This window comes from Peribacillus muralis (genome assembly GCF_001439925.1).
Lineage (GTDB): Bacteria > Bacillota > Bacilli > Bacillales > DSM-1321 > Peribacillus > Peribacillus muralis.
The window spans coordinates 56,411-69,976 of the sequence record NZ_LMBV01000006.1; the positions used below are offsets into that span (position 1 = coordinate 56,411).

Annotated in this window: 13 protein-coding genes; all 13 read right to left on the minus strand. The window is 41.5% G+C overall.

Annotation, left to right across the window (positions count from 1 at the left end; all coding sequences use genetic code 11):
• Positions 1 to 40 precede the first annotated feature (40 nt).
• Positions 41 to 1,000, minus strand: coding sequence for a dipeptidase (locus tag ASU00_RS10095; protein ID WP_057913341.1), 960 nt, complete (start codon positions 998 to 1,000; stop codon positions 41 to 43).
• Between the two features lie 108 nt (positions 1,001 to 1,108).
• On the minus strand, positions 1,109 to 1,369 hold the full coding sequence (gene spoVS / locus ASU00_RS10100; protein WP_029281188.1) for a stage V sporulation protein SpoVS: 261 nt from the start codon (positions 1,367 to 1,369) through the stop codon (positions 1,109 to 1,111).
• A 187-nt stretch (positions 1,370 to 1,556) separates the two neighbouring features.
• Positions 1,557 to 2,354: a TIGR00282 family metallophosphoesterase gene (locus tag ASU00_RS10105; protein ID WP_057913342.1), complete on the minus strand. Its 798-nt coding sequence runs from the start codon at positions 2,352 to 2,354 to the stop codon at positions 1,557 to 1,559.
• Positions 2,355 to 2,508: 154 nt separating this feature from the next.
• A complete protein-coding gene (gene rny / locus ASU00_RS10110) occupies positions 2,509 to 4,068 on the minus strand; it encodes a ribonuclease Y (RefSeq protein WP_057913343.1) in 1,560 nt (519 codons plus the stop codon).
• Positions 4,069 to 4,424: 356 nt separating this feature from the next.
• Positions 4,425 to 5,468 (minus strand): recombinase RecA, encoded by a 1,044-nt coding sequence (recA, locus tag ASU00_RS10120; RefSeq protein ID WP_057913345.1) that lies wholly within the window; start codon positions 5,466 to 5,468, stop codon positions 4,425 to 4,427.
• Positions 5,469 to 5,816: 348 nt separating this feature from the next.
• Positions 5,817 to 7,049, minus strand: a complete 1,233-nt coding sequence (locus ASU00_RS10125; protein ID WP_057913346.1) for a competence/damage-inducible protein A — start codon at positions 7,047 to 7,049, stop codon at positions 5,817 to 5,819.
• A gap of 23 nt (positions 7,050 to 7,072) precedes the next feature.
• Positions 7,073 to 7,657 carry a CDP-diacylglycerol--glycerol-3-phosphate 3-phosphatidyltransferase gene (pgsA, locus tag ASU00_RS10130; RefSeq protein WP_057913347.1) on the minus strand — a complete coding sequence of 195 codons (585 nt, stop codon included), beginning with the start codon at positions 7,655 to 7,657 and terminating at the stop codon, positions 7,073 to 7,075.
• Between the two features lie 190 nt (positions 7,658 to 7,847).
• Positions 7,848 to 8,756: a helix-turn-helix domain-containing protein gene (locus ASU00_RS10135; RefSeq protein ID WP_236712698.1), complete on the minus strand. Its 909-nt coding sequence runs from the start codon at positions 8,754 to 8,756 to the stop codon at positions 7,848 to 7,850.
• An 8-nt stretch (positions 8,757 to 8,764) separates the two neighbouring features.
• Positions 8,765 to 9,556: a DUF3388 domain-containing protein gene (locus tag ASU00_RS10140; protein ID WP_057913349.1), complete on the minus strand. Its 792-nt coding sequence runs from the start codon at positions 9,554 to 9,556 to the stop codon at positions 8,765 to 8,767.
• 239 nt (positions 9,557 to 9,795) lie between these two features.
• Positions 9,796 to 10,053, minus strand: a complete 258-nt coding sequence (locus ASU00_RS10145) for a DUF3243 domain-containing protein (RefSeq protein WP_057913350.1) — start codon at positions 10,051 to 10,053, stop codon at positions 9,796 to 9,798.
• A gap of 78 nt (positions 10,054 to 10,131) precedes the next feature.
• Positions 10,132 to 10,857: an elongation factor P 5-aminopentanone reductase gene (gene ymfI / locus ASU00_RS10150; protein ID WP_057913351.1), complete on the minus strand. Its 726-nt coding sequence runs from the start codon at positions 10,855 to 10,857 to the stop codon at positions 10,132 to 10,134.
• A 19-nt stretch (positions 10,858 to 10,876) separates the two neighbouring features.
• On the minus strand, positions 10,877 to 12,163 hold the full coding sequence (yfmH, locus tag ASU00_RS10155; protein ID WP_057913352.1) for an EF-P 5-aminopentanol modification-associated protein YfmH: 1,287 nt from the start codon (positions 12,161 to 12,163) through the stop codon (positions 10,877 to 10,879).
• Positions 12,163 to 13,443 carry an EF-P 5-aminopentanol modification-associated protein YfmF gene (yfmF, locus tag ASU00_RS10160; RefSeq protein WP_057913353.1) on the minus strand — a complete coding sequence of 427 codons (1,281 nt, stop codon included), beginning with the start codon at positions 13,441 to 13,443 and terminating at the stop codon, positions 12,163 to 12,165. Before yfmF ends, yfmH begins: the two co-directional genes overlap by 1 nt.
• Positions 13,444 to 13,566 lie beyond the last annotated feature (123 nt).

The window sequence follows — 13,566 nt, forward strand, 5'->3', positions numbered from 1 at the left end:
GAATATTTATTCATATCAATATAGTATGAATTAAAAATTTCTAAAAGCTATCCTTTTTTACAGGAAAATGACGGGCAAAATTCCCAAAAAGGAGCCCGTTGACAAACTCACTGGAATAAAGCCTGTTCAACTCATTGACTAAAACATGATAATCTTTATATGCAGTTAAATTTTCAACCATATGATCGATTCCATCAAAGTCCGATCCCAAACCAATTTGGCGCTCCCCGCCTAAACTGCATATATGATCTATATGCATTAAAATATCCTTTATCGATGCAGAGTAACCATTAGATAAAAATTGCGGGACAAAGGTTACCCCAATCACTCCATTTTTTTGCAAAAGGGCTTTTATTTGGCTGTCTTTTAAATTTCTCGGATTGGAACAAAGCGAATAGGCATTCGAATGGGAGGCAATGGGAAAGTCCGCCCTCTTTATGGTGTCCCAAAATCCAGCTTCCGATAAATGAGATACATCGCACCAAACTGCCTTCTCGTTTAACAGCGTCACCACCTCTGCTCCAAAATCCGTCAGTCCTGCCCCTCTCGTTTCCAATGCCCCATCAGCAAGCAAGTTCGCGTGATTCCATGTTAGCCCTACTGATGAAACGCCAAGATGAAGGAGCGTTTTCAGCTTCAGTAAGTCATTCCCGATGCAATCACACCCCTCAAGAGTCAGAATTGCACCGATCTCCGTTTCTTTTAAAGATTCCATGTCAGCCTTGGTCTTAATAAATTTCATTTCTGGCTCAGACAAAATCTTTTCATGAAAAATATCAACCATCGCCAATGCTGCCTGAAATCTCATATCCGGATGGACTTTTTCAGGAATGTAAATGGCAAAACATTGGACTTTTCCTCCTTCATCCAATAATCCCCGCTTGGTAATATGTAATTTTTCACTATCTAAAAAAGATATATCCGGATCGATGAACATCTTCATTAGCACATCACAATGTGCATCAAAAATCGCCAACGTGATCCCCCTTCCTGCTCCCATTCATTTATGGCTTACATATTCCATTATAAAGCGAACCTTGCATTCCGTCATTTTCGGACAAAAAAGAGCCTGCTCGCCAATGGACAAACAGGACGCTCATTCATGAAGTTACCTTGGTTCGATGATTAGCTTTATAGCCGTTCTCTCTTCGCCATCAATAAGTATATCTGTAAAGGCAGGAATACAAATCAAGTCAACTCCACTAGGTGCGACGAATCCTCTTGCGATTGCTACTGCCTTGACGGCTTGATTTAACGCACCTGCTCCGATAGCTTGAATTTCGGCTGCTCCTCTTTCCCTGAGCACTCCCGCTAGTGCGCCTGCTACAGAATTAGGATTAGATTTTGCTGAAACCTTTAATATTTCCATTCCTAGTCCTCCTTGTCTTCCCTGCCGATTATGATCATAGGCTCAATGGTTATAACACTTTCCACTGCTACTATATTCATCAAGTAAAACTTGTATGACAAAGAAAACCCGGATTGTCCAACAAGATTTATATTGAATGAAAAATGGATGGACAGCATTTGACTGTCCATCCATTTCATTTAATCAATCAATGATAAAAGGGATGATCCTCATTAATGAGGATTCTATCTATTTTTTTTGCATTACCGGTTTGCTCATCGATTTCCAGGAGGATCGCGCTTAATAGGGTCCTTCCTTCCTTAGGCACTTCGAAACGAGCAGGAAGGCTTGTCAGGAACCGCTGGATGACCGCCCTTCTTTCCATGCCCAGAACACCATCATACGGGCCCGTCATGCCCACATCCGATATGTAAGCAGTGCCTTCAGGCAATATGCGGTTATCGGCTGTCTGAACGTGTGTATGCGTCCCGACAACGGCTGTAACCTTTCCATCCAGGAACCACCCCATAGCTTGCTTTTCACTTGTGGCTTCACCATGAAAATCGACAAAGATGATGGGTGTCCTTTTTTGAGCCAACGTCACGAGTTCCTCCGCTTTTTTAAATGGACAATCCAAATCCGGCATGAATGTTCTGGCTTGCAAATTGATGACCGCAATTTCCCGTTGGTTAAATTTCAAAAATTTCATACCGTCTCCCGGTGCACCGTCTGGAAAATTTGCTGGGCGGACAAGATATTTCGCATCATCAATGAAATTGAAAATATCCCGATTATCCCATGTATGGTTTCCCATTGTCACCGCCTGTGCTCCCCACTCTAAGAAATTCCGGTAAATCTTTTCCGTAATCCCACGTCCGCTTGCCGCATTCTCCCCATTGATGACCGTAATATGCGGACGATGCTTTTCCTTTAGTTTCGGAAGGTATTCTTGGACCATTTCACGACCTAGAGATCCTACGACATCTCCAATAAATAGCAGTTTCATTGTAAAATCCTTTCTAGACTCACATTTCTCATGATAAGAATTATTCAAGTATGTATTGTAACATAACATCGGGGTAATTTTCGGAACCCGGTATACTGGTAGAAACAAGAAAAAGCGAAGTGGTTTGCACCTCTTCGCTTTTTCTTTAACACGTTTATTTAGCGTATTCGACCGCTCTTGTTTCACGAATGACCGTGACTTTTATATGACCTGGGTAATCGAGCTCTTCTTCAATCCTTTTCCGGATATCACGTGCGAGTCGATGTGCCGAAAGGTCATCTATTTGCTCTGGTTTCACTAGAATCCGCACTTCACGTCCGGCTTGAATGGCAAATGATTTTTCCACTCCATCATAGGATTCGGAAATCTCCTCAAGCTTTTCAAGTCTTCTAATGTAATTTTCAAGTGTTTCACTTCTGGCGCCAGGCCTTGCAGCTGATAATGCATCAGCGGCTGCAACAAGCACTGAAATAATGGAGGTTGGCTCCGTATCGCCATGATGTGAAGCGATGCTGTTAATGACAGTAGGATGCTCTTTATACTTGGTTGCTAATTCCACGCCAATTTCAACGTGGCTGCCTTCCACTTCATGATCAATCGCTTTCCCGATATCATGCAATAAACCGGCACGGCGGGCAAGGACTTCATCCTCTCCAAGCTCAGCGGCCAATAAACCTGAAAGCTGGGCCACTTCAATTGAATGCTTAAGCACATTTTGTCCATAACTTGTACGGAACTTCAAACGCCCTAGTATTTTGATGAGGTCTGGATGTAGACCGTGAACGCCAACTTCAAAAGTTGTTTGTTCACCAATTTCACGAATATGTTCATCTACCTCACGCCTTGCTTTGTCAACCATTTCTTCAATTCGGGCCGGATGGATCCGTCCGTCCTGAACAAGCTTTTCAAGAGCCAAGCGTGCCGTTTCCCGTCTAATTGGATCAAATCCAGATAAAATGACAGCTTCAGGAGTATCATCAATAATTAGGTCAATACCTGTTAGCGTTTCTAACGTCCGGATATTTCGTCCTTCACGTCCGATTATCCGTCCTTTCATTTCATCATTTGGAAGATTCACTACAGAAACGGTGGTTTCTGCAACATGATCAGCCGCACAACGCTGAATCGCAAGAGAAAGAACTTCCTTTGCTTTTTTATCAGCTTCTTCTTTGGCACGGGTATCACTTTCTTTAATCATAAGCGCTACATCGTGAGCCAGTTCGTTTTCCATTCGGTCGATAATGATTGCTTTAGCTTCTTCACGAGTTAAACCTGAAACACGTTCAAGCTCCGTTTGCTGCTTGCGAACCGTATCTTCCACTTTGCTTTCCATCTCTTCAATATGCTGTTGTCTTTGGTTTAGAGAATCTTCTTTTCTCTCCAAAAGAATTTCACGTTTGTCTAACGTATCATCCTTACGGTCCAGATTCTCTTCTCTTTGCAATAACCGATTTTCTTGTTTTTGTAATTCATTCCTTCTTTCACGGGATTCCCGGTCAGAATCTGAACGAACTTTATGAATTTCATCTTTTGCTTCCAACAAGGCTTCTTTCTTAAGTGCTTCCGCTTCACGTTTTGCATCCTCAAGGATGTGTTCTGCAGAGCCCTTTGCCCCTGCTATTTTACTCTCAAATTTTGATTTGTGAATAAAATAACCAACAACTGCACCGACGATTAGGCCAAGCAAAGTGAAGATGATTGTCATGGGTTCCATCGTTTCACCTCCCCTTGCTATGAACTTTTTACTTAAAATGTTGAACTGTCGGCAAGTACATTGCACATAAATTCAATATACAGCACTTAATTTTCAAAATTTTAGTTTGAAAAATTGTAAAATATACATATTAATTGTATAGTTGAGAATTTTTATTGTCAAGCGTTTGTCCCTTATGTATCAATGTTTATTCAAGTTTTCTTAAATATTCACCAGCGGAAATAGCAACATTCTTTATGGAAGGGGACGGCAATTCTGTTTTTCCAGCCATTAAATTCGCTGAAAATTTTGCACTTTTCATTTCATCGCATTTATAGAAAAGGCCTAAGCAAATAAGCTTAGGCCTTTTCCTACGATTAATCAAGTAATTCAAAATGATCTTCTTCTGTTTCCTCTGCTGGTAGCTCATGCTCTCCATCAAGATTATAATGATTCCTGATTTTTTGAGAAATCTCCAATGCGATATCCTTATTTTCTTTCAAGAACATCTTGGCGTTTTCCCGACCTTGTCCGACACGCTCTTCATTGTATGAATACCACGAACCGCTTTTAAGGACGATATCAAGTTCTGCACCCATATCAATGATTTCGCCTTCTTGGGAAATACCTTGTCCATACATGATATCAACCTCAGCTTGGCGGAATGGAGGTGCGACTTTATTTTTTACAACTTTGATTTTGGTTTTATTACCGACGATTTCATTACCTTGTTTTAATTGTTCCGCGCGACGCACTTCCAGACGAACCGTTGAATAGAATTTCAACGCCCGGCCTCCTGGAGTAGTCTCTGGATTACCGAACATAACCCCAATTTTTTCACGGACTTGGTTAATGAAAATGGCGATGGTGTTTGATTTATTGATGGCACCAGATAGTTTCCTAAGTGCCTGGGACATCATCCGGGCTTGTAGGCCCATATGGGAGTCTCCCATTTCTCCTTCGATTTCGGCTTTAGGAACAAGAGCTGCCACCGAATCAATGACAATGATGTCCACCGCTCCACTGCGAACTAGCGCTTCAGCGATTTCCAAGGCTTGTTCACCTGTATCTGGCTGTGAAAGCAGTAACTCATCGATATTTACACCTAGTTTTTCTGAATAGGCTGGATCCAAAGCATGCTCAGCATCAATGAATGCTGCTGTACCACCAGTTTTTTGAACTTCTGCAATGGCATGTAATGCAACAGTCGTTTTACCGGAGCTTTCAGGTCCATATATCTCGATGACCCGGCCCCTTGGATATCCGCCCACTCCCAATGCTACGTCCAATGCTAAAGAACCGCTTGAAATCGTTGAAATCCTTCGATCTGACTGTTCTCCAAGTTTCATAATGGAGCCTTTACCAAATTGCTTTTCTATTTGTTTTAAAGCCATATCTAAAGCCGCTTGACGATCACTCACTCAATTTCCTCCTCTATATTCAAATAATCGGCTGTCCGATTAATGATGCTCTTACGTTAGCAAATATCTTTGAGATCAATGTTTGTATCTTGTCTCAAAACCTATCTTTACTATATACCCTTTTTTCTATTTTGCCAAGGAAAAAGTCGAACATTCATTCGTTTTTTTCTTTTCGGATATTCTTCTAAAAAAAGCGCTTTACCTTATGAGAATTTTCATTTTCTTTCCGTATAATCCGCAGTAATGCAAAATCATGGAATCAACTATTTTTTTCTTTTTCCCTTTTTTTCAGGAAACAAACTCCTCAATTAAATAAAAGCAGGGCTATAAGCAGCCCTGCTTTCCCCATTACAAATCTTTCAGCAAGTAATGACAACCGTATTTCACACTTCTAATGCGGTTCTGTTCCCTGCTGCCTGACAGATTCAACGCTTTGAAATGAGTGTTTCCATCCCGATACGAGACACCGATGAATACAGTGCCTACAGGCTTGCCTTCTTGTTCATCGGGCCCTGCAACGCCCGTAAAGCTTATACCTACGTCCGCATCGTGCATTTTCCGGACATTGGATGCCATTTCCTTGGCGCACTCACCACTGACCACACCATGCTCGGAAATGATCCCTTCACTGACGCCGAGGACATTCAACTTCGCTTCATTCGTATAACTGACAATGCCGCCTTTGAACACTTTACCGGCACCCGGGATGGTCGTCAGCTGTTCCTGAAACATCCCGCCTGTCAAGCTTTCCGCAGCCGCAATCGAAAGCTTGCGTACCGTTAATTCTTTTACAAGTTCCTTTATGAGCGAAGTATTATCATTTCCATAGTAAAACTTTCCGACCCGGTCCATAATCTCTTTTTCGGCGGCTAAAATAAGCGCTTCGCATTTTTGTTTGGAAGAGTCCTTGGCAGTGATCCTTAACGTCACTTCGCCTTCGGCAGCAAGCGGAGCAATCGTCGGATTCGTTTGATTGACAAGGAGATCATCGATCACCGTTTCCAATTCCGCTTCACCAATACCAAAGAATCGAAGTACTTTGGAATCGATTCGTTCATGCTTATCCAATTTATTCATGATCGATTCATAGCCATAACTTAAAAACATCGGTTCCATTTCGCTAGGGGGACCTGGCAAAAGCATATATGTAATTCCGGATTTGGACAGAACCATTCCCGGTGCCATGCCATGATCGTTTGCCAACACTTCGCTGCCTTCTAAAACAAGCGCCTGCTTTTTGTTATTTTCCGTCATTGGCCGGTCTCGTTTTTGAAAGTAAGCTTCGATGGATTGCAAAGCTTCATCGTTAAACACGAGCTTTTTCCCTATATGGCGAGAGATCGTTTCCTTCGTTAAATCATCCTTGGTAGGACCGAGTCCACCGGTAAAGACGATCAAGTTCGCCCTTGATTCTGCGATTTCTATAGCTTGTTGTAAACGACGGTCGTTATCCCCTACCACAGTATGGTAAAAAACATTGATGCCCATTTCCGCGAATTGCTGTGATAGGAATTTTCCATTTGTGTTATTTATTTGTCCTAGAAGAAGCTCGGAGCCCACTGCAATGATTTCTGCATCCATCTTTTAAAAAACCACCATTCGTTTTACTTTGAATTAACAAATACGTCTTTGTTTTTTATAAAATAATCCAAACCTGACCAAATTGTAAAGATTAATGCAATCCATAAAGTGATATTAGCAAACGGAAGTGAAATGAGCGCAAATGGAAGGTTATGCAGCAATAATGCCGAAATGGAAACAATTTGCGCCCATGTTTTAATTTTTCCAAGCTGGTTCGCTGCTACGACTTCCCCAGTGCCGGCCAGTACCAATCGCAAGCCGGTGACGGCAAATTCACGGCTTATGATCACGATGGCGATCCACGACTGACCATACATTAAATCCAGGTCAACCAAAACGATGAGGGCAGCTGAAACCAGAAGCTTGTCTGCCAATGGATCTAAAAATTTACCTAAATCGGTAATTAAATTGTATTTCCTGGCAAAATGACCGTCGATCCAATCCGTCGTGGATGCGATTATGAAGAGAATCGCTCCAGCTAAGTGTGCAACTGGCAGACTGTATTCCCCCCATGTCAGTGTGCCCCATGAAAAAGGTACGAGCATGATGATTAAAAAAACTGGTATTAAGCAAATTCTTGCTACTGTAATCTTATTAGGCAGATTCAAAACTTTTACCTCCAAAATTTACGCCAGCCCCTTGGGGCAGGCCCATGCATTGTAAATCTAAAATGATGGCGAAGGGCCATCTGTTGCATTTATGTATAATTTATCTCAAAATCCGATCTTATATGCCGGATATGCCGAAACAAGGCTTGACGATATTGTATAGAGAAAAAATAGTCATCTATAAAGATGACTATTCGGCTTTCGTAAATTGTATCGTAACCAATTGCGTATTCACTTCAGTTGGTGAAATGGAATACTCGAGCTTCTCATCATTCACAAAGATTTCAGTTTCGTATGCCCTGCCAATATTGATGACGGCTTCTTTTTCATTGGAGAAATCAATTTCCTCACTCTTGTCCTTGTCGATGGTGCCCTGGTAAAGTAATTTACCTTCGCCATTTTTAATGCCAACCCAAGGTGAGCCTTTGGACTTCACTTTTAATTTAAAGGTGTCCGTATCTTTCAATTCATACGTGCTATTTTTACCGCTAGATGTAATAACGGCGAGTTTTTGTTCTTTCTTTGGCTCATCTTTTTTAGCATCATCTTCATTCTTCTCATCAGAGGCTGGTTGCGTTTCTTCACTCTGTTTCTTGCTTGCATCCTTTTCTTCCTTATCAAAATCTTCACTTTTGCCGTAGCCCACGGATTCATTCTGTTTGTCATCCTTTTTATCAGCACTATCCGGTTTACTCATATAACTCGATACGAGCACGTATATTAAGATGGCAGCACCGATGACCAAAACAACAGCCAATATCTTCGGTAACATTTCCACAACTTTGGAATCTCCTGCCGGTATCGTTTTCCGGGATTGGACCCTTGAAAGTTGCTCAGGGATTTCCTCGCTGTAGACGGAAGGAACCTCACTCTTATATTGTTCAAGAATCTCCTCCGAATCAAGGCCGACCGCTTCACAGTATTGCTTGATGAATGCCCGCACATAGAATTTCCCAGGCATCATGCTGTAATTTCCTTCTTCGATCCCGACAAGGTAACGCTTTTGAATCTTTGTTAACTCCTGTAGATCTTCCAGGCTAAGGGCTTTGGCTTCCCTAGCTTCCTTTAATCGCTTACCTAACTCACTCAAATAAAACACCTGCCATTTTAAAAGTCAAAGGAACCAAAATCGGACCCCGAAAACTGGTCTTTTTGGTCGACAACTTCATATGTTATTTCTTCGTCTGGATTGTTTCGCAACTCAATAATATAATCAAAGTCTTCGAGAGTATATTCCGTATTTTGGACAAATACATCCGGATGTTCAATGACTTTAACCGCATCAAGCCGCATGATTTCACGAATCAATTGCCAATGCCGCTCATTTGCACGGCGAGTGGAAACAATTCCATCTAAAATGAACAAATTATCATTATTATATTCATCCTCGATAAGCTGACTGCGAATAGTCTGCTTTAAAAGGGTTGACGACACGAACAACCATCTTTTGTTTGCACATACACTAGAGGCTACGATCGATTCGGTTTTTCCAACACGCGGCATGCCTCGTATCCCGATTAGTTTATGGCCTTCCTGTTTAAATAGCTCGGCCAGGAAATCGACAAGCAAGCCTAGCTCATCACGAACGAACCTGAACGTGTTCTTCTCATCCGCATCGCGCTGGATATAACGGCCATGCCTGACAGCTAGTCGGTCACGTAATTTAGGTTCCCTAAGCTTAATGACCTTTATCGTATCCATCGTATGGAGGATTGATTCGAATCTTTCTATATTACGGCTATCTTCCGCTTTTAAAAGTAAACCGCGTCTGCCTTCATCCACACCGTTTATTGTTATGATGTTGATGGACAGCATTCCCAGCAAGGATGAAATATCCCCTAATAAACCCGGACGGTTGACTTGAATTTCATATTCAAAATACCATTCTTTTTTCTCCACGATAACACTCCTTAAGCCTAGAAGCTTTTACCCTATCCATTCGAGCAAAACTTATCCATCGTAAATTTCAAGGTCTGTACCCATTAATTATTGTCTAGCTTCTATATTATAGCATTTCATGAGAAGTTAAAAGGAAAAACCCCATAAAATTCTTCAATTTTATATTCAAGGATAATTATCAGTCATCCTCATGCAGAAAGGCCCTGTTAATAAATAACAGGGCCTTTAGCTTTTAGTTTTTACTTTGTTCCGTTGTTCTCGACTAACTTGACCATAACGCTTGCCATGGCATGTTTTTCTTGATCGCTAGCGACTGACCAAAGATCAGCAAGGACTTTTTCTTGATCATTCTGGGGCTCAACCTGCTTAGCTAGATAATCACCGATTTCAAAAGCCAAGTTGTTGACGGCACCATCTGATAATCCTTGTTGCTCACCTTGATTTAATCTGTCGCCTAAAAAGTTTTTCCATTGATCCCAATTGTCTAGTACAGACATGAAAGTCACCCTTTCCTTCAAAATAGTACATAGATATTTTGTGAAGGAACAGAGGAAATTATACATAGCATAAAAAAATCATGTGTACCATCCACCATTGACGCCTAGTATTTGTCCGGTGATATATGATGCTTTATCGGATAGTAAATAAAACACAGCCTCGGCGACTTCCTTCGCGTTTCCCATCCTGCCCATCGGGATATCGCCTTTAATGATCTCCAAATCGTCCGCACTGAAAGATTCAAGCATGGATGTGGATATCGCACCGGGGGCCACTGCATTCACCCGGATGCCATTAAGGGATACTTCCTTGCTCAGCGCTTTGATAAAAGCATTTTGCCCACCCTTTACCATGGAATATAAGACTTCACAAGAAGCGCCAGTCTGGCCCCATATGGATGTGACGGCAACAATGGCCGCCCGTTCTTGGTACATCAACTTCGGAAGCAGTTCCTTCGATAATTGGAATGGACTTGTTACATGCAATTGGACCATCTCATTAACAACCTTGTCATCCATATCGGATATGAGCCCATAATAGCTATTGCCGCTATTAAGGACAATCGCATGAAGGGCAAAAATATTCTCAGCCAATATCTTGTATCCGTCAGGTGTCGACAAATCCGCTTGTATTGGAATGAGTTCTACCTGATGAGGCTTCAATACTTCTATTAATTCCATAATTGCTTCTTCATTGCTGTTATAATGTAAATAAAGTGAATAGTTCTCCTCGGCAAGCTTAATGGCGATTTCCCTGCCGATTCCTCCACTCGCACCAGTTATAAGGGCAAAACGTTTCCCCACATTCCAGCCCCCTTTACTATTATTTAGGAAGTACCTGGCAGACCGTCATCCGTTCATCTGCAATTAAATCAATGGCGACATTCCTGATATCTTCAATCGTTAGTTTTTCCAAAACCGATACTACATCAAACAAGTTCATGTCATTGAATGTATATCGGGTGAATTGATTTGCGATATACTCCGGTGAATTCAGGGAACGAAGGAAAGAACCTATTTTTTTCTTGATCGTCCTATGCAGGCTTTCTTCATTCAAGCCGGTTCCAGCTTTGGATTTTTGCAGAATCGTACATATTGACTCCGTTAACTCTTCTGGCTTGGCACTGTCCCCGCCAATTAAAGCAAACCCAAAGCCCTGCTCCTGTGTATAATCATAAGAGAAACTTTGATCGATAAGCCCCTCCTCATACAGTTCCTCATGCAATGGTGAACTTTTCCCGAACAGCATCTCCAAATAAATATTGGTCGCCAATTCCCTTTTCAAAAGCTGTAAACCTGATTGTTGAACATTGATGGCCTTGATTCCAAGCATAACCTTCGGAGTCTGGACATTCATCTTTAAGATTTCCTTTTTCTTGGCAACGGTGTTTGGTTCATCAGCGAATTTACGCTCCACCTCAGGCTGTTCATTGTAGCCTTTATTCGCTTGATTATCGCGGATTAACTTCATTGTACTCTCAACATCAACAGGCCCTACAACAAACAGAAGCATGTTGCTCGGGTGATAAAACGTGTTGTAGCATTCATAAAGCATATCTTTCGTAATATCAGCAATCGATGCCACAGTTCCGGCAATATCGATTTTCACTGGATGATGATGGTACATGTTAGCTATCGTCCCGAAATATAGTCGCCAGTCAGAGTTATCATCATACATATTGATTTCCTGTCCAATGATCCCTTTTTCCTTCTCTACCGTCTTCTCTGAAAAGTAAGGATCTTGGACAAAGTCGATTAGGGTCTTCAGATTCTTGTTGAAATCAGTCGTGCTTGAGAACAGATAGGCGGTACGTGTAAAAGAAGTGAAGGCATTTGCTGATGCCCCTTGCTTTGAGAATTGCTGAAAAACATCGCCATCTTCTTTTTCAAAAAGCTTATGTTCAAGGAAATGGGCAATTCCATCAGGCACTTTAGAGAAATCCGTTTCATTCAAGGGCTTGAAATGATTGTCCACTGAACCGTAGTTCGTCGTAAACGTCGCAAACGACTTATTGAACCCTTTTTTTGGAAGAATATAAACTTCGAGCCCATTGTCCATTTTTTCATGGAAAAGCTCCTCTTTCAATTGAGTGAATGCTATTTTCTCCATTACGCCTGCACCTCCCCTTCTGTTAGGAAATAAATCGTATCAAGCTGTATCTTTTGACCAACCGCTACGATTTCTTCCTTCGTCGTCTGCTCTGTTTTTGCAAACCACTCGTCGAGTGAAATATTTTGCCCGGATATGACATTATGATATAAAATTTCCACTAGTCCTCTCGACACGTCAATCGTCTCAAGAAGCTGGTTCTTTACGACAGCCTTTGTTTGAGCCAGTTCCTCTTCAGAAAAGTTCCCTTGCTTCATTTCGTTCATTTGTGCATGAATGATTTCCAATGCTTGTTTATAGTTTGCATTTTCAATGCCCGCCATTACCATCAATAGACCTTTATGACTTTCGAGCCTTGAAGCTGCATAATAAGCGAGACTTGCTTTCTCCCTGACGTTAATGAAAAGTTTTGAATGTGAAAAACCACCAAAAATCCCATTGAAAAGCTGAAGTGCATAATAATCCGGATCACCATAGGCAACATGGGTACGGTAACCGATATTCAATTTCCCTTGTTTTACGTCGGAGTTTTCAATGATTTCGTTTTCTTTCTCCACTTCCTTACCGATTTCCTTCGGCAGATGAACTGGTACTCGAGCCTTTAGTGATACATATTTGTCAGCTAATGCTTCCACCTCTGCTTCATCGATATCACCGATCACATATAAATCGACTTCATCCTCAGCTAGCATTTTTTGGTAATAAGTGAAAAGGGATTCAGCGGTTATCATTTTCAAGTCTTCTAGATTTCCGCTCGCCTCGAGAGCATATGGTTCAGTTTTGCACATTTCCTCGACAAGCCGTGTAGCTGAATAGCGCATCTTATCATCGGAAATAGACTGAATTCGCTGTTTCAAGGAGCGAATTTCATTGGAAACCGTTTTAGGATCAAAGGCTTCGCCATTCTTTTTCGGATGAAAGATCACCTCTGATAATAAATCAAAAGCCTTTTCGAGAAGCGGGGTGGGATCACTAAGGAATTTTTCATTGACGATATCAATGGTGAAACTAACGATTTGATATTCTCCTTTTTTAGCTACATCGACATAAAAACCTGCCCCATATAAATCATCAAGGTAAGAACGAAGCGCAGGAGTCGTAGGGTATTTACTCGTGTTGCTCTGTAACACATACGGCACCAATGCGCGATATGTAACTTCTTCTTTCGTCAATGGGGCTTTCATCTTCAGTACGAGCGTATTCGTTTTATATTTATCCGTACGGACCACGTGTAGCTTGTAGCCACTTTTTTCCATTATTGTATCGGAAGCGATAGACATGAATAATCCTCCTCATTATATAAATCACCTTTATTAGCTTATTGTTTGTAGATTGGAACCCTTTTAAACATCTACTTAAAATATACATGTGAAAGGAAAAATCATGCAAGTAACAGCTACTTT